This is a genomic window from Shewanella sp. ANA-3 (assembly GCF_000203935.1).
Taxonomy (GTDB): domain Bacteria; phylum Pseudomonadota; class Gammaproteobacteria; order Enterobacterales; family Shewanellaceae; genus Shewanella.
In genome coordinates this window covers 3,701,953-3,719,937 of record NC_008577.1, presented here as the reverse complement: position 1 = coordinate 3,719,937, position 17,985 = coordinate 3,701,953, and the positions used below count along the sequence as shown (strand labels likewise).

The window sequence follows — 17,985 nt, the reverse complement described above, 5'->3', positions numbered from 1 at the left end:
GAAGCGATTAAACTCACGCTTTTAGGGCTAAAATGTGTTTGGGATGATGTTTATCCTGAACAACCTGTTCTTCATCTATCGGGGCAACCGATCCTTTGGGGAGATGCGAAATTTGGATATTGGAGCCAGTCTCAGAACTGTTCGAAAAATGAAAGGCTTATCCCAGCGGGAGCTGGCTAAGCGTGCTGGTGTGACTAACAGTACGATTTCAATGATCGAAAAAAACAGTGTTAGCCCATCCGTCAGTTCTTTGAAAAAGGTATTGTCGGGTATCCCTATGTCTTTAGTGGATTTTTTCTCGATTGAAGCCTCGATTGAGAGTGAGCAAAAAGTGGTTTATCGCTCCGATGAACTCCTCGATATAGGTACTGGGCCGTTAGAATTTAAGTTGATTGGCCGCGACTTTCCCAATCGTGCCATGTCTGTGATGAGTGAAACCTATCCACCGGGTTCGGATACGGGCGAGGAAATGCTGAAACACGAAGGTGAAGAGGCGGCCATGGTGATCGAAGGCAAATTCGAACTGACCGTTGGCGACGAGGTATATATCTTAGAAGCGGGTGATAGTTACTACTTTAACAGTGAGTTACCCCATAGATTTCGTAACCCTTTCGATGAACCCTGTCGATTGGTCAGTGCAACAACACCTGCTAATTTCTAATCGCATAGCCAGTCACATAGCTAATCGTATAGCGCTGTCCTAGGTTGTCTAGGATGGCGCAATCCTGACATTTCCCCTTATCAACCTCATCTCAAATTGGCTTTGGATTACAAAATATTATTCAAAGTGTAAATAATATTTTTCAAATGAACCTAAATCAGCGCTGTTTATCTTTGCCTGATTTTCATCCAAAACAACCGCTATAAGCCGATTCTGTTACCCTTAGGCAACACAACACCCCCTAATTTCCTGTATTACATCCCAAAATACTGTCTTGCAACTAAACGATCATTAACAAGTGTTTAACCTCTTGCCTGAGGTTAAAATTCGGTGTACTGTGTGAAAAAATGAACATTAAAACTTAACATGTTCATTATGCAGTCATTCAAGGTGAAGGTGAGTTATGTCTGTCGAGTTGCCCCTTATTGGTGTTATTGCGTGTAATCAACAATTGGGATCACATCCCTTTAATATTGTTGGTGAAAAATACCTCTTAGGTGTAGTGAATGGTGCTAAGGGCTGGCCCTTGGTGATCCCCTCATTAGGTGCTGAACAACCTATAGAGGCGATTCTGGCAAGTCTCGATGGCATTCTCTTTACCGGTTCGCCTTCGAATGTTGAACCCCATCTCTATGCGGGTGAACCGAGTGAAGTCGGTACTCACCACGATCCCAAACGCGATGCCACCACCTTACCGCTCATCCGTGCGGCCATTGCGGCGGGTGTGCCTGTGCTTGGGATTTGTCGTGGCTTTCAAGAGATGAACGTGGCGTTTGGTGGCAGTTTGCATCAGAAGTTGCACGAAGTGGGCGGTTTTATTGAACACAGAGAAGATAAAGAGGCCTCGTTAGAGGTGCAATATGGGCCATCCCACAGTATCACTGTGGAGCCTGGGGGGGTCATTTACGAGGCCTGGGGCCGTAACTCGGCAGAGGTAAACTCTGTACATACTCAGGGCGTGGAGCGTCTTGGGATTGGGTTGCGGCCAGAAGCTTATGCTCCAGATGGTCTAGTGGAGGCCTTCTCCGTTATAGACACAAATGAATTTGCCCTAGGTGTGCAATGGCATCCTGAATGGAAGGTGAGTGAAAACCCATTTTTCCTCTCTATATTCAATGCCTTTGGTGATGCGTGCCGTCGTAGGGCTACAACTCGAGTGAAATAAAATGAATAAGCTAATCGCTTTTTTAAAAGAACGAAAAATCACAGAAGTCGAATGTGTTATCAGCGATATGACAGGTATCGCCCGCGGAAAAATTGCCCCAGTGGATAAGTTCCTCGACGAAAAAGGCATGCGCTTGCCCGAAAGCGTGTTGCTGCAAACCGTGACCGGTGACTTTGTCGACGATGATATTTATTACAGCTTACTCGACGATGCGGATATCGATTTTGTCTGTGTCCCCGATGAAAATGCGGTGTTTATGCTGCCTTGGACCATTGAAGCGACGGCGCAAGTGATCCACGATTGCTACGACAGAATGGGCAATCCCATCGAACTATCACCACGTAACGTGTTGAAAAAAGTGCTTTCGCTATACGAGCAAAAAGGCTGGGAGCCAGTCATTGCACCTGAGATGGAGTTTTATCTCACCAGCCGTAGCGATGACCACGATTTACCCCTTAAGCCACCTATTGGTCGCTCGGGCAGACCGGAAGCGGGACGTCAGTCTTTCTCGATTGATGCGGCTAACGAATACGACCCGCTTTTTGAAGATATGTATGACTGGTGCGAGCTGCAAGGTTTAGATATCGATACGCTGATCCACGAAGACGGTCCAGCGCAAATGGAGATTAACTTCAGCCACGGTAATCCATTATCTCTTGCGGATCAGGTGTTTGTATTCAAGCGTACCCTGCGTGAGGCGGCGTTAAAGCACAATGTGTGCGCCACCTTTATGGCTAAACCTGTCACCGATGAGCCAGGCAGTGCCATGCACATTCATCAAAGCGTGATTAATAAGGAAACGGGCAAAAACATCTTCACTAATGAAGACGGAACTCAAAGCCCATTATTCCTAAGCTATATCGCCGGTTTACAAAAGTTTATTCCTGAACTCTTGCCGTTAATGGCGCCTAATGCCAACTCGTTCCGCCGTTTCTTACCGGGCACCTCTGCGCCAGTTAACTTGGAATGGGGTGTTGAGAACAGAACCTGCGGTCTGCGTATTCCTGAGTCTTCACCGCAAAACCGCCGCATTGAAAACCGTATTCCTGGGGCGGATGCGAACTGCTATTTAGCCATAGCTGCGAGCTTACTCTGCGGTTACATCGGTATGGTGGAAGGGTTAAAACCTTCGACACCAGTGCAGGGTAAATCGAACGAAAGCCGTAGCAACAATCCACATTGCCTGCCGTTAACCTTAGAAGAAGCCTTAGCGGCGATGGAAGAGAGCGATGCCTGTAAGGAATATTTAGGTGAAGCCTTTACCACCGGCTTTGTGGCGGTTAAACAGGCCGAGCTTGAAAACTTCCGCCGCGTCGTGAGTTCGTGGGAGCGGGAGTTCCTGTTACTCAGTGTGTAATTTGCACTGTTTTTGTTCAAAACTGTCACGGCCTTAACGGATTTAGGGTCAAGATAGCGGGAATATTTGAACAATCAGCAAAAATGCTCTGCACTAATTTGGTAAGTTTGCTTAACTTTGGTGCAGAGCGCTTTTAAATTTAAGGAATTGCATACGCGTTACAGTAAGGTCAAGGCAGTTTGAAATCCCATTCAATGGTGTCAGAGTAGTGATGATTTCATTCCTTGGTAACGTGTGCATAAATTTGATTGAAATAAGCGTTTTATAACTTACTGTTAGTTAAGCTTAAAAAGAGTTTTTCCTGAGATGGTTTCAGCGGTTTTTCTAGGGGCTTGAGGCATTTGGCTTAATGTTGCAAGATGTAGGGCGTACAAATATCTAGTCTGTTTTACTGCTTGTTAATGCAAGTGTGTAAATCGACAAATTTGGCATGAAATCTGATACTCCCATCAATTGCAGCCACCTAGAGATGAAGGCATTATGGTGCTGTAGAGACTGCCGATGCGGTTTTTAAGGTGTAGCATTGGTCGAGAATAACAACAATAACCGAGCAGATGGTCGGTGACACAATTTCAGAATTGTTAAAGGCAATTCTGCTACCCGAGAAAGGAGAAAGCATGAAGCTATTTAATAAGATGACGACTTTGGCTTTAGTAACCGCGGGCGCCCTCGCAAGCGTTGCTGCCCAAGCTGAAGAAGTAGTGCGCGTATATAACTGGTCTGATTATATCGCGGAAGATACCTTAGAAAACTTCAAGAAAGAAACGGGCATTCGGGTGATTTACGATGTGTTTGATAGTAACGAAGTGCTGGAAGCCAAGTTACTGTCTGGCCGCAGTGGTTACGACATCGTGGTTCCATCTAACCATTTCCTCGCTAAACAAATTAAGGCTGGCGCATTCAAGCCGCTAGACCGCTCTAAACTCAGCAACTTTAAAAACCTCAACGCCGATCTAATGAAACAGTTAGAGAAGGCTGATCCGGGTAACCAATATGCCGTACCTTACCTCTGGGGTACCAATGGTATCGGTTACAACATCGATAAAGTGAAAGCCGCAGTGGGTGAAGATGCGCCATTTGATTCTATGGAGCTGATCTTTAACCCAAAATATGCTGAAAAAATCTCTAAGTGTGGCTTTGCTATGCTGGATTCGGCCGATGATATGGTGCCACAGGCGATGATCTACTTAGGTCTTGACCCAAATAGCACGAAAGCCGAAGACTATGAAAAAGCAGGTGAATTACTCGAAAAAATTCGCCCTTACGTGACTTATTTCCATTCATCACGCTATATCTCTGATCTCGCGAATGGCGATATCTGTGTGGCATTTGGCTTCTCGGGTGACGTATTCCAAGCTGCGGCCCGTGCCGATGAAGCGGGTAACGGTAACAAGATTGGTTACTCGATTCCAAAAGAAGGCGCGAACCTGTGGTTCGATATGTTAGCTATCCCTGCGGATGCGGCTAACGTTGAAAATGCTCACAAACTTATCAACTACTTACTTCGTCCTGAAGTGATTGCGCCTATCTCTAACTATGTGGCTTATGCTAACCCTAACGACCCAGCACAGCCTTTAGTTGATGAAGCGATTCGCAATGACCCTGCGATTTATCCACCAAAAGAAGTGTTAGATAAATTGTATATTGGCGAAATCCGTCCATTGAAAATCCAACGTGTATTAACCCGCGTCTGGACCAAAGTGAAGTCTGGCCAATAATCGAGATGGGGCAAGCATTGCTTGCCCCTTTTAATAACGCAGACATTGGCTTGCTCCTTGAGCATTCGGCCTACAGATTTTATCTCTATTCATTAATTCATTGTGTAAATCTCAAGTATTGAACGCCTTGTCGCAGCAATACTCGGGTGGAGAAGTACTATGGCAAGCACCTCGGGCGTCACCAACAAACCCACTACAAAGACGCAAGAAAAAGTCCTGCTTAAGATTGAGCGGGTCAGTAAATTGTTCGACGATGTTCGCGCGGTTGACGACGTATCATTGACGATTAATAAAGGTGAGATTTTTGCTTTACTTGGGGGCTCTGGCTCGGGTAAGTCGACCTTATTGCGTATGCTCGCGGGGTTCGAAAGACCAACCTCTGGGCGGATTTTTCTCGACGGTGAAGATATTACCGATTTGCCCCCCTACGAACGTCCCATCAACATGATGTTCCAATCCTATGCGCTCTTCCCCCATATGACGGTCGCGCAAAATATCGCCTTCGGTTTAAAGCAAGATAAGTTACCCAAAGCGGAAATTGAGCAAAGGGTGCAAGAAATGCTCAAACTGGTTCATATGGAGCAATATGGCAAACGTAAGCCGCATCAGCTTTCCGGTGGTCAGCGTCAGCGGGTGGCGTTAGCTCGCTCCCTCGCAAAACGTCCTAAGCTATTGCTACTCGATGAGCCGATGGGCGCACTGGATAAAAAGCTGCGCACTCAGATGCAGTTAGAAGTGGTTGAAATTCTTGAGCGTGTTGGCGTGACTTGTGTGATGGTGACCCATGATCAGGAAGAAGCCATGACCATGGCGGGCCGAATTTCGATTATGAGTGACGGTTGGATTGCCCAAACCGGCTCACCTATGGACATTTACGAGAGTCCCAACAGCCGCATGATTGCCGAATTTATCGGTTCAGTGAACCTCTTTGGCGGCGAGATTGAAGTGGACGAAGTCGACCACCTGATCATTAAACCCAATGACTTAGCTCAGCCCTTCTATGTGGGTTACGGGGTAACGACCAGTGCCGAAGAAAAGCATGTGTGGTTAGCGGTACGCCCCGAAAAAACCATTATTAGCCGTGAGCAACCAGAGGGCGAGTACAACTGGGCCAAGGGGATAGTGCATGATATCGCCTACTTAGGTGGCATCTCGGTGTACTACATTCGCCTCGAGAACGGCCAAATTGTGCAATGCAGTATGACTAACCGTGAACGCCGTGCCGACCATGCGACATGGGATGATGAAGTGTTCATCAGTTGGGAGGACACCAGTGGCGTGGTGTTAAGATCATGAAGATGAAGTCAAAACTAAAATGGCTTAAGGGACGTTTCTGGACGATTAGCTTCCCCTACGCTTGGCTGTTGTTGTTCTTCGCCTTGCCCTTTGCCATTGTCCTTAAGATCAGTTTTTCGACGGCGGCGATTTCGATTCCGCCCTACGAGGCGACCTTCCAATATGCGGATGATGTATTAAACATCTTCCTGCATTTAGGTAACTACTTGATGTTGCTAGATGATTCGCTGTATTACACCGCGTATCTCAGCTCATTAAAAATGGCGCTCATTTCGACCATTGGCTGTTTGATCATTGGTTATCCCATGGCCTATGCCATTGCCCGTGCGCCAGCAAGGTTGCAAACCGTGCTGCTGCTATTGGTGATGCTACCTTCTTGGACCTCGTTCTTAATTCGCGTTTATGCCTGGATGGGGATCTTAAGTAACACGGGGATTATCAATAACACATTGATGTGGTTAGGAATAATTTCTGATCCATTGCAAATCCTCAACACTAATATCGCCGTCTATATCGGGATTATCTACGCCTATTTGCCCTTTATGATTTTGCCGCTGTACGCGACCTTAGTGAAGTTAGATATGAGCCTGATTGAAGCCGCATCAGACTTAGGGTCCAGCCGTTTAAATACCTTCTGGAAAATCACTTTCCCGTTATCGAAGAGCGGGGTGATTGCAGGTTCTATGCTGGTGTTTATTCCGGCGGTAGGGGAGTTTGTGATCCCTGAGCTGCTCGGCGGCCCAGATTCTCTGATGATAGGTAAAGTGCTGTGGCAGGAATTCTTCAATAACCGTGACTGGCCAGTGGCCTCATCACTGGCGATTGTGATGCTGGCACTCTTGATTATTCCTATTACCTTATTCCATCGCTATCAGGCGCGTAGTTTGGAGAAAGACCTATGAAAAAGCTGAGTTTTTCTTCGGTGATGCTGTGGTTCGGCTTGTTCTTCTTGTACGCACCTATGCTGATCCTAGTGATTTATTCGTTCAACGAATCTAAGTTAGTGACAGTGTGGGGCGGGTTTTCACCTAAATGGTACGGCGAGTTATTTGCCGATCAGCAAATTCTCGATGCGGTGTGGACCAGCCTTCGGATTGCGTTTTACAGCTCAACCATGGCGGTGATTATCGGCACTATGGCCGCCTTTGTGATGACGCGGTTTAAGCGCTCCTGGGCCAAGCTCACTTTGTCGAACATGATCACTGCGCCTTTGGTGATGCCTGAGGTGATCACGGGTCTGTCACTGCTGCTGCTATTTGTGCATATGGCGGATCTCTTAGGTTGGCCGAAAGAGCGCGGCATGGTGACAGTATGGATTGCCCATTCAACCTTCTGTGCGGCCTATGTGGCTGTGGTGGTGTCGTCAAGATTGCGTGAGTTAGACATGTCAATCGAAGAGGCGGCAATGGATTTAGGCGCTACGCCGCTTAAAACCTTCTTCCTGATCACTGTGCCCATGATTTCACCGGCATTAGTGGCGGGCTGGTTGTTATCCTTTAGTCTGTCACTCGATGACTTAGTGATCGCAAGCTTTGCCTCAGGCCCAGGTGCAACCACCTTACCTATGGTGGTGTTTTCCTCGGTGCGCTTGGGGGTATCGCCTAAGATCAACGCCTTGGCAACACTTATCATTCTATGTGTGTCGTTAATCGCTTTCTTGTCTTGGTATATGGCAAGACGCGCCGAAAAACGTGAGCGTATGCCGTTGAACTAATACGCTAGGATGCAGTTATTAGTGGTAAGCACGTAGTCAAAAGTGCTTAGCGACAAAAGGATGGCCTGATTGCCAAGGTCATCCTTCTTTCTCCCTCCAAGTCTTCTTATTTGTACCTCCACATTCAATTTCAAATCCGTTTAAGGCAGTAAAGATACTTTGTTTGAAATATCAAACATTGTGTAAATTATTGTGCTTTTATGGCTAGTGTTTCCCGATTTGAAGGTGTAGGATGTGATAGTTGTTTAAAATAATGAACATAAAAATCAAGGGAACATCATGTCAGCCATACCTCACACTGGATCATATTATGCGGCATCGGCCAACGATAAGGTTGAGCGCGCGCGTTTACAGGAATCGATTGAAGCCGATGTTTGTGTGATTGGCGCGGGGTACACAGGCCTATCTGCCGCACTGCATTTACTCGAATCGGGTTTTAGTGTGGTGGTGCTTGAAGCGGCGCGAATTGGCTGGGGAGCCTCGGGGCGTAATGGCGGACAAATCGTCAACAGCTATAGCCGTGACATTGATACCATTGAAAAAACCGTTGGCAAAGAACAAGCCAAGCTTTTCGGTCAAATGGCCTTCGAGGGCGGGCGTATCATCCGTGAACGTATCGCTAAGTACAATATTGATTGCGATCTAAAGGATGGCGGTGTATTTGCGGCGATGAACGAAAAGCAAATGGGCCATTTACGCCATCAAAAGCAATTATGGGAAAGCCATGGCCACGTGGGCAAGCTGGAGCTGCTCGATGCAAACAGCATTCGCTCTGTGGTAAATACTGAGCGCTATGTCGGCGGTATGTTAGATAAGAGCGGCGGTCATATTCATCCGCTGAATTTAGCCTTGGGTGAAGCCCGTGCGGTAGAATCCCTCGGCGGAAAAATTTTTGAAGACTCAGCAGTATTGCGGGTCGACGAAGGCGATAGTCCTGTGGTGCACACCGCTAAGGGCAGCGTAAAAGCCAAGTTTGTGGTGGTGGCGGGTAACGCTTACCTAGGTAAACTCATGCCTGAATTACAAGCTAAATCAATGCCCTGTGGCACCCAGGTGATCACCACAGAACCCTTAGACGAAGAGCTGGCCGCAAGCCTGTTACCTCAAGATTATTGCGTCGAAGATTGTAACTATCTGCTCGATTATTTTAGGCTGTCTGGTGACAAGCGTCTGATCTACGGCGGTGGTGTCGTGTATGGTGCCCGCGATCCCGCGGATATCGAATCCCTGATTATCCCGAATATGCTCAAAACCTTCCCACAGTTAAAAGGGGTTAAGGTTGATTATGCCTGGACGGGTAACTTTTTATTGACCTTATCGCGTTTACCACAGGTCGGCCGTATTGGTAAAAACATCTATTATTCACAGGGTTGTAGTGGACATGGCGTCACTTATACCCACTTGGCAGGCAAGTTAATTGCCGAAATGCTCAATGGTCAAGCCACGCGTTTCGATGCTTTTGCGGCGCTGCCCCATTATCCCTTCCCCGGCGGTCACGCCTTACGTGTGCCTTTTAGTGCGCTGGGAGCATGGTATTACAGTCTAAGAGACAAATTAGGTATCTAATTTATTTAATTTTTTATACGAGGTAAGGCATTACCTCGCAGCGAGAGGAATTTCCTGTGTTGTTAAAAGACCCGAGTCTGCTGCGTCAGCAATGTTATATCAATGGTCAGTGGTGCGATGCGCAGTCAAAAGAAACTGTCGCTATCGCCAATCCCGCGACGGGCGCGGTGATCGCTAGTGTTCCTGTGATGGGGCAAGCCGAAACTCAAGCGGCAATTGCGGCAGCCGAAGCGGCCTTGCCCGCATGGCGAGCATTAACCGCAAAAGAGCGTGGTGTCAAGCTGCGTCGTTGGTTTGAGTTACTCAATGAAAATAGTGATGATTTAGCGTTAATGATGACCTCTGAGCAGGGCAAGCCCCTTGCAGAAGCTAAGGGTGAAGTCACCTACGCCGCCTCTTTTATCGAATGGTTCGCCGAAGAGGCGAAGCGCGTCTATGGCGATACGATTCCTGGGCATCAGGGCGATAAACGTATCATGGTGATCAAGCAGCCCGTGGGCGTGACTGCGGCTATTACCCCTTGGAACTTCCCTGCTGCGATGATCACTCGTAAAGCCGCGCCAGCACTGGCAGCGGGTTGTACTATGGTGGTGAAACCTGCACCGCAAACGCCTTTTACTGCATTAGCCTTAGCTGTGCTTGCCGAGCGTGCGGGGATCCCCGCTGGGGTATTCAGCGTGATCACTGGCGATGCCATCGGCATTGGTAATGAGATGTGCAGCAATCCAGTTGTGCGTAAGTTGTCTTTCACCGGCTCGACCCAGGTGGGCATTAAGTTGATGGAACAATGCGCGCCGACACTGAAGAAATTATCTTTAGAATTAGGCGGTAACGCGCCATTTATCGTATTCGACGATGCCAATATCGATGCGGCGGTCGAAGGCGCGATGATCGCTAAGTATCGCAATGCGGGGCAAACCTGCGTCTGCGCTAACCGCATTTATGTTCAGGCGGGCGTGTATGACGAATTTGCTCGCAAGCTCAGTATTGCCGTGGGTAAATTAAAGGTGGGTGAGGGCATTGGCGAGGGCGTAACTACGGGACCGCTTATCAATTGCGCGGCGGTCGAAAAAGTCCAGAGCCATCTTGAGGATGCGCTCAGCAAAGGGGCGACTGTGGTTGCGGGCGGTAAGCCCCATAGCTTAGGTGGCAACTTCTTCGAGCCAACGGTACTGACGAATGTCGATAGCAGTATGCGCGTTGCCCGTGAAGAAACCTTTGGCCCACTGGCGCCGCTGTTTAAGTTTACCGATGTGGACGATGTGATTAAGCAAGCCAATGATACCGAGTTTGGATTAGCGGCTTATTTTTATGGCCGTGATATCTCACTCGTGTGGAAAGTGACCGAGGCATTGGAATACGGCATGGTGGGCGTCAACACTGGCTTGATTTCCACCGAAGTCGCGCCGTTTGGCGGAATGAAATCCTCAGGGCTCGGTCGAGAAGGCTCTAAGTTCGGCATCGAAGAATATTTAGAAATCAAATATATCTGCATGTCTGTTTAAGCATCAGTTTGGGATAGACCGCCAGTGGTAGCCCTTTGGGCATAGGCATTGTTATCGACATTTGTGTATAGCCAAGTTAGGCACGCGAGCAAGGAATACTAAATGAGCACAACCAATGATTCATTGATGGCACGTCGCCAAGCCGCAGTCGCAGGCGGTGTTGGTCAAATTCATCCTGTTTTTACTGCTCGCGCCGAAAACGCGACCGTGTGGGATGTGGAAGGTCGAGAGTTTATCGACTTTGCGGGTGGTATTGCTGTGCTTAACACTGGGCATTTACATCCTAAGGTGAAGGCGGCCGTTGCGGCGCAGCTTGAGGATTTCTCCCACACCTGTTTTATGGTGCTTGGCTACGAAAGTTATATTCAAGTCTGTGAAAAACTGAATCAGTTAGTGCCGGGAGATTTTGCCAAGAAGACAGCCTTATTCACCAGCGGCTCAGAGGCCGTTGAAAACGCGGTTAAAGTTGCTCGTGCATACACTAAGCGGGCGGGGGTGATTGCCTTTACCTCGGGTTACCATGGTCGCACTATGGCGGCACTGGCGTTAACGGGAAAGGTCGCGCCTTACAGTAAAGGTATGGGATTAATGTCGGCCAATGTGTTCCGCGCCGAGTTCCCCTGTGCGCTGCACGGCGTGTCCGATGATGATGCGATGGCCTCTATCGAACGCATCTTTAAAAATGATGCTGAGCCGAGCAATATCGCGGCCATCATCCTCGAGCCTGTGCAGGGCGAGGGTGGGTTTTATGCCGCATCGCCAGAGTTTATGCAACGTTTACGTGCGCTTTGCGACCGCGAAGGCATTATGCTGATCGCCGATGAAGTGCAAACGGGTGCGGGTCGCACAGGAACCTTCTTTGCTATGGAGCAAATGGGCGTGAGCGCCGATATCACCACCTTTGCGAAATCTATTGCCGGTGGCTTCCCCCTTTCAGGTATTACGGGTAAAGCTGAAGTCATGGATGCCATCGGTCCCGGTGGCCTTGGTGGCACCTACGGCGGTAATCCGCTGGCCTGTGCGGCAGCGCTCGCCGTACTCGAAGTGTTTGAAGAGGAAAAGCTGCTTGAACGTGCCAATGCAATTGGCGAGCGGATTAAGTCGGCGCTAAATACTATGCAGGTTGAACATCCGCAAATTGCCGATGTGCGTGGTCTAGGGGCGATGATCGCTATTGAATTGATGGAAGAGGGCAAACCCGCGCCTCAGTACTGTGCCCAAATTTTAGCCGAGGCAAGAAACCGAGGTTTGATCCTCCTGTCCTGTGGTACCTACGGTAACGTGCTGCGTATATTGGTGCCATTAACAGTTCCAGACGAGCAGCTTGCCGCAGGGCTGGGCATTCTTAAGTCCTGCTTCGATGCCGTGTTAAAAGGTTAACAGATATAAAAAATCCCGCTTAGGCGGGATTTTTTATGGCGTGGTTTAACGCTTAAGAGCCTTTTATCTCCATTAGGATTTGCAGCGCTCGCTCACGTTTGTCCTGATCATACAAATCGTTGGTAAAGATAAACTCATCGACACCTAACTCCTTCACTATCATCTCTAAGCGGTGTTTGATGCTGGTGGGGCCACCGGTGACGGATAAGCCTAAGAAGTTATCGACATAGGTTTTTTCCTGCTCGCTCCACAGGCCATCCATGCTGTCTACGGGCGGTTTTAACCAAAGCGGTTCACCACGGATCAGCGCAAGCACCCGTTGCTTGGAGGTGGTGCTTAAGTATTCTGCTTCGGCGTCTGTCTCGGCGGCGATAAGTGGCAGGCCAAGCATGACATAGGGCTTATCCAACACCTTAGATGGCTTAAAGTCGCGGCGGTAAATCTCTATCGCATCGTAGAGGAATCTGGGCGCAAAATGCCCTGCAAAGACATAGGGTAAGCCGCGCTGTGCCGCAAGCTGGGCGCTAAAGAGGCTAGAGCCGAGTAGCCAAATCGGCACATGGGTGCCTTCGCCGGGAATCGCTCTTACGGGATGACGGCCATTGTAGTCGCCGAGTAAGGTTTGTAACTCGCTCACCTCGGCGGGAAATTGCTCCGCGCGGCTCATATCGCGGTTAAGGGCGCGGCTGGTGATTTGATCGCTGCCCGGTGCGCGGCCAAGTCCTAAATCGATACGACCAGGATAAAGGCTTTCGAGTGTACCAAACTGCTCGGCAACCACTAAGGGCGCATGGTTGGGCAGCATAATCCCACCCGCGCCGACGCGAATGCGTTTAGTATTCTCGGCAATATAGCCAATTAACACCGATGTCGCGGCGCTGGCGATACCGGGCATATTGTGGTGCTCGGCAAACCAGAATCGATTAAAACCTAAGTCATCGGCCACCTTAGCGTATTGTAGGCTGGCGCGTAGCGTGTCTCCGATGCTCGCGCCTTGGCGTACGGGGGCGAGCTCTAAGAGTGAAAAGGGAATATCCGCTAGGGGAGATTTAGTCACTGCCTGCGATGGGGTGGCAGATGTTGAAGTCGATGATATAGCCATAAATTAAGCGCCTCTTTGCGTGAGTCAGCTCTGTGGCAGCGGCTTTATTTGGCCTCACACGGATGAATGTGGTGGGTGCTAAAGCGATTGCTCTGTTAGTGCTGATGGAGTCTTACCCTAGGATATGGTGACGTATCAATGATAAACAAGCTCAAGGCTTAAACTTAACACTGCCCTAAAATTGGAACCGAACATCTTAGTTTTGCAAACAGGGTGGAAAGCCTTATCCCAAGCCAATGCATGAAAAGTCGGCACAGAAAGTTCAGATTGTTTGGTGATGAGCAGTAACCTAAAGGTATAAAAAAACTGCCGCAAGCGGGGCTTGTCGGCAGTTTTTAGCGCTCACATATGGCGTATGTGAGTCGGAGGATTATTGCTCGGCTTTCACATCACGTAGTGAGGCCGCAGCGTTATCTTCAATACTGTTATGGGCGTGATGACTTTCGGTCAAACGGCGCATCAGAGGTAATACGGCTAAGGCGATGAAAGTACAGACCACGGCCGCAATACCTAATTTATTGAATAGATTGGTATAAACTGGCAGAGTTTGCAGCGGGTCGACTAAGTCCTGTGGCACGCTGGCAAAGTTAGCCACAACGCCGCCTAAGTACTGTGAAATACCCGATGCCACGAAATACGCGCCCATCATAAAGCCGCCCATGCGAGCGGGGACATAGCGGGCGATCATGGCTAAACCAAGACCACTCACCAGCAGTTCGCCGAGTGAGTAAGAAGCATAACCCCAAATCATCACCCAAGAAGAGGTCTTACCCTCAACGGCAAATTGGCCTGCAAAACCGTAGATAAAGAAGCCTATCGCGACAACCGCAAAACCTAAGGCGAACTTAGCGGCAATCGAAAAGTCCTTATTGTTGCGACCTGCCCATGAATAACTCCAAGCCAGAACTGGGCTTAACACCATGATCCAGATTGGGTTCAGTGCTTGGAACTGCGCAGGAGACCAAGTCCACAAATGGGTGCCAAAGACTTGGAAATCCCAATCGACGTTACGCAGTGCAAACAGAGCCAGTGAGGTCGACATTTGTTGATAGAAGATAAAGAAGAAGACGGTCTGCACCGTAAGGATTAGCGCTGCGATAAGGCCGGCCCGCTCACTTGGCTCACTGGTACGAATTAAGTGGAAGAAAATTCCTAATACCGCCACACCCGCGGCATACACGAATACTCGAGCAACATCTTCATATTCAAGAATAATGGCTGAAGCCACAACGGAAAGCGCCGCTAAGACTAAGACGATAGCCAAGTTCTTCTTGTTGACAGGGCGAGTATCAGGCTCTGAACCATAGTTGGCGAGGCTCTTGTGCATCAGGGCATAGTTACCTAAGCCGACGATTAAGCCCACACAGCACACCGCAAAGGCGGCATGCCAGCCAAATTCGTTACCGTATTGCGCGTTAACATAGTCCTTAATCCAAGGCGTTAACAGCATAGAGAAGGTCGAACCTACGTTTACCGCCATGTAGTAGATGGTAAAGGCGCTGTCGATTTTAGAATCGTCACCCTCGTAAATCTTACGGACTAAGTTACCGGCATTGGGTTTAAATAGGCCGTTACCGACCACAATCACCCCAAGGGCGGAGAACATAAACCAAGTGTTTTCGGTCGGCACTGTCATCAATGCATAACCTACCGACAAAATCCCCGCACCGAGCAGCATAGTGCGTTTGGTGCCGAGAATTTTATCCCCAACCCAACCGCCGATGGCCGGCGACACGTAAATCAGTGCCGCACAGGCACTCCAAACTAAGTTTGCACGGGAGTCATCAAAGCCAAGACGCTGCACCATAAAGTACACGATCAGCGCCTGCATGCCGTAATAACCAAAACGTTCCCACAATTCGATAAGCGACACTGTCATAAACGAATGTGTCTTGCTTACCTGATTGGTACCAAGAGTCATAAAGCTTGCTTCCGTTATTGTTGTTTTGTGTTAGAGGCCAAGAGTATAAGGCGATAGTCTGCGCAAACCAATGCCACAACGCCGCAGAATAGACTTTGTTACAAATGAAATGGGCATTTTTAATCTGGAATTAATTTTTGTAAAAAAATGTCGGCCAGTTAACCGAGGCTGATTGTGAGTTTTGTCTTATCACCCCATGGAGTTTCGCGATAAATATCAAACTTTCAGCGATGGAGATAAAAATGAAGATTGACGCCAAATGAGTCAGTGAAAAGTTTTACTTACGCTTAACAATTCACTATCTTAAAGGCTGGTAATCTCGTGACTGAGTGCTATTTTTTAAACTGAGAAGCAAAAATAAAAATGAACTAGATCAAAATAATTAGGCTCTTGACCTTCTATCTTTTGGAGTTTACTCGATGAAGCATTTGTCCATCAGTACTAAGTTGTTGTGGATCACTTCCGCCTTATTCCTCTCAATTGTTGCCATTCTTTCCATCAGCCTCTGGTGGACCCTTTCGGATCAAAACACAGAGCTGTCTAATCAGGTTCAAGAGACATTACAAACCGAAACCCGTGACAAACTCGAAGCCCGTGCGGGCGAATATGGTGAAATGGTGGCGGGCTTTATCAATGAAGCCTATCGGATCCCGTACTCTTTTTCCGGCATGTTAGAGAGCACTGCGGAAGAGTTGCCATTAAAGCGTGATCGCTTAGAGCTGGCCGTGGCGGCGGTATTAAAGAAAAATAACCAGATATCCTCCATGTACGCGCAGTTTGAGCCTAATGGTTACGATGGGCTCGACAGTGAGTTTTTAAATGTCGAGGTTAGCCATAGCGTCGCATCATCGGGGTCATTGGAGGTGTACTACACTCGCAACGATGATGGCACGGTCGAACATAATCAAGTAGATGATTCAGCAGAAAAATATGTCACGACCTTAAACGAGTTTGGGATCCGTGAAGCTGAATGGTATCTCTGTGCTAAGGAAACCTTAAAGCCTTGTTTGATGGAGCCCTATCTCTATGAAATCACCCCAGGTAATAATGCGCTGATGACCTCTTTAACCGTGCCAGTGGTCAAGCATAAGCAGTTTATTGGGGTGGTGGGCGTCGATGTGAACTTGCCCGTATTTCAGGCCCTAATCGATAAATTGTCTAAGAGTCTTTACGACGGTCAAGCCAAGGTAACCTTACTCAGTACCCGTGGGTTAGTGGTTGCCGCGAGTCATTACAGCAAAAAAGCGCGCCCTCTGAGCGAATCTATCGACCCTAAACTTGCCTCGCAGATAGTCGCGTTACATAAAAATGGCGGCTATATGGCAAACGATGATGAGATTATCGTGGCCTACCCGATAAAAATCCCACTGGCGAAAGCGGAATGGTCATTGGCTATCCAAGTCCCTAAGGCTCAAGCCTTTAAGAGCTCCATTGAGTTGAATGACAAAATGGATGAAATGGCCACATCCCTTGGCAGCATCTTGTTGATGGTCGGTTTAGCCGTGTCTATTCTCGCCGTGGTTACCATCAGCATAGTGATCCGCAGCATTATTGCGCCGCTCAAGATGATCCAAGGCCGTGTGGAACACTTGGCCAGTGCCGATGGTGACTTAACCCAATCCATTGTGGTCGATGCCCATGCGGAACTGATTGCACTGGGTAAAGGCTTCAACTCCTTTATCCATAAGTTGAAAGACTTGATCAGCGAGTTAAAAACGCTTGCGGGACGCACCCAGGAAGAAAGCTTGTCTTCGGCGCAAATTGCGGAGTTGACCCACGATAGTGTCCATCGTCAGTATGGCGAAATCGAGAGCGTGGTAACCGCGGTCAATGAGATGAGTGCTACGGCGCTTGAAGTGGCGAAAGCTTCTGAGCAAACCGCTGCGGAAACCGAAGCCATGTCCCGCAATGTACGTCTCAGTGAAGAGAGCCTGACTAAGGCCATGGAATATGTGACTACTATGTCGCAGGAGTCGATGCAGGCGAAAGTGGCTGTGAGCAAAGTGGCTGAAAGTAGCACGAATATCAGCCGTATTCTCGAGGTGATCAGCTCTATTGCCGCGCAAACCAACTTGCTGGCTTTGAACGCCGCAATTGAGGCGGCGCGAGCCGGCGAACAAGGGCGGGGTTTTGCCGTGGTGGCCGATGAGGTGAGGGCGCTTGCCTCTAAAACCCAAAGTTCGACCGATGATATCAGTGTGCTGATCGATGCCCTGCAGCAAGAAGTAAATAGTGCCTCAGGCATTATTGATAAAGGTGCTGAGCGCGCACAAATGGCCGTGTCGCAAACCGAGCAAGCACTCACATCGCTTAATTCTATGGTCAGTCAGATAGAGGAGATTTCTTCTCAGGTGACGCATATTGCCGCCGCCGCGGAGGAACAAAGCGCGGTAACGGAAGAAGTGAATCGTAATATCACTGGGATTTCCGACTCGGCCTCGGAGCTGGCGCGCCTTGCGGGTGAAGCGCAGCAAAGCAGTGTGGTCCTTGCCGAACTGGTGAAACAGCAGCATCAACAATTAGGTAAGCTGAAGACCTAAATCGAGTTCCCTTGCACTGCGTGCACAAGGGAAAGTCACCAAGGCGCTTAAGTGAATTTC

The 17,985-nt window shown here is 48.7% G+C and carries 13 protein-coding genes; 11 read left to right on the top strand and 2 right to left on the bottom strand.

The annotated features are described in order from the left end of the window. Window positions 1-112: 112 nt before the first annotated feature. The 10 genes from SHEWANA3_RS16265 to gabT all read left to right on the top strand — a co-directional run bounded on the left by SHEWANA3_RS16265 (window position 113) and on the right by gabT (window position 12,362). Window positions 113-661, top strand: a complete 549-nt coding sequence (locus SHEWANA3_RS16265) for a cupin domain-containing protein (protein ID WP_039977919.1) — start codon at window positions 113-115, stop codon at window positions 659-661. Window positions 662-1,064: 403 nt separating this feature from the next. After that, window positions 1,065-1,826, top strand: coding sequence for a gamma-glutamyl-gamma-aminobutyrate hydrolase family protein (locus SHEWANA3_RS16260; protein WP_011717933.1), 762 nt, complete (start codon window positions 1,065-1,067; stop codon window positions 1,824-1,826). Window position 1,827: 1 nt separating this feature from the next. Continuing rightward, window positions 1,828-3,183, top strand: a complete 1,356-nt coding sequence (locus tag SHEWANA3_RS16255; RefSeq protein WP_011623668.1) for a glutamine synthetase family protein — start codon at window positions 1,828-1,830, stop codon at window positions 3,181-3,183. Window positions 3,184-3,800: 617 nt separating this feature from the next. Beyond that, on the top strand, window positions 3,801-4,901 hold the full coding sequence (locus SHEWANA3_RS16250) for a polyamine ABC transporter substrate-binding protein (RefSeq protein WP_041408839.1): 1,101 nt from the start codon (window positions 3,801-3,803) through the stop codon (window positions 4,899-4,901). Window positions 4,902-5,060: 159 nt separating this feature from the next. Further along, window positions 5,061-6,197 carry a polyamine ABC transporter ATP-binding protein gene (potA, locus tag SHEWANA3_RS16245; RefSeq protein ID WP_011623666.1) on the top strand — a complete coding sequence of 379 codons (1,137 nt, stop codon included), beginning with the start codon at window positions 5,061-5,063 and terminating at the stop codon, window positions 6,195-6,197. Continuing rightward, window positions 6,194-7,099 (top strand): ABC transporter permease subunit, encoded by a 906-nt coding sequence (locus SHEWANA3_RS16240; protein WP_011717932.1) that lies wholly within the window; start codon window positions 6,194-6,196, stop codon window positions 7,097-7,099. The genes potA and SHEWANA3_RS16240 overlap by 4 nt, the downstream gene beginning before the upstream one ends. Next, on the top strand, window positions 7,096-7,911 hold the full coding sequence (locus SHEWANA3_RS16235; protein ID WP_011623664.1) for an ABC transporter permease subunit: 816 nt from the start codon (window positions 7,096-7,098) through the stop codon (window positions 7,909-7,911). The genes SHEWANA3_RS16240 and SHEWANA3_RS16235 overlap by 4 nt, the downstream gene beginning before the upstream one ends. A 279-nt stretch (window positions 7,912-8,190) precedes the next feature. Beyond that, window positions 8,191-9,477: an FAD-binding oxidoreductase gene (locus SHEWANA3_RS16230; RefSeq protein WP_011717931.1), complete on the top strand. Its 1,287-nt coding sequence runs from the start codon at window positions 8,191-8,193 to the stop codon at window positions 9,475-9,477. A 56-nt stretch (window positions 9,478-9,533) separates the two neighbouring features. Further along, on the top strand, window positions 9,534-10,982 hold the full coding sequence (gabD, locus tag SHEWANA3_RS16225; protein WP_011717930.1) for an NADP-dependent succinate-semialdehyde dehydrogenase: 1,449 nt from the start codon (window positions 9,534-9,536) through the stop codon (window positions 10,980-10,982). A 102-nt stretch (window positions 10,983-11,084) separates the two neighbouring features. Then, window positions 11,085-12,362 (top strand): 4-aminobutyrate--2-oxoglutarate transaminase, encoded by a 1,278-nt coding sequence (gene gabT / locus SHEWANA3_RS16220; RefSeq protein ID WP_011717929.1) that lies wholly within the window; start codon window positions 11,085-11,087, stop codon window positions 12,360-12,362. Between the two features lie 52 nt (window positions 12,363-12,414). On the opposite strand, the gene SHEWANA3_RS16215 is transcribed toward gabT, so the two are convergent. Together SHEWANA3_RS16215 and SHEWANA3_RS16210 are read right to left on the bottom strand one after the other, a co-directional pair. Beyond that, the gene (locus SHEWANA3_RS16215; RefSeq protein ID WP_011717928.1) at window positions 12,415-13,464 is read right to left on the bottom strand and encodes an LLM class flavin-dependent oxidoreductase; all 1,050 of its coding nucleotides are present in this window, start codon (window positions 13,462-13,464) and stop codon (window positions 12,415-12,417) included. 370 nt (window positions 13,465-13,834) lie between these two features. After that, window positions 13,835-15,385 carry an oligopeptide:H+ symporter gene (locus SHEWANA3_RS16210; RefSeq protein WP_011717927.1) on the bottom strand — a complete coding sequence of 517 codons (1,551 nt, stop codon included), beginning with the start codon at window positions 15,383-15,385 and terminating at the stop codon, window positions 13,835-13,837. A gap of 419 nt (window positions 15,386-15,804) precedes the next feature. Here SHEWANA3_RS16210 and SHEWANA3_RS16205 point away from each other — a divergent pair, with 419 nt between their 5' ends. Next, window positions 15,805-17,925, top strand: coding sequence for a methyl-accepting chemotaxis protein (locus tag SHEWANA3_RS16205; RefSeq protein ID WP_011717926.1), 2,121 nt, complete (start codon window positions 15,805-15,807; stop codon window positions 17,923-17,925). The last annotated feature ends 60 nt before the right edge of the window (window positions 17,926-17,985 follow it).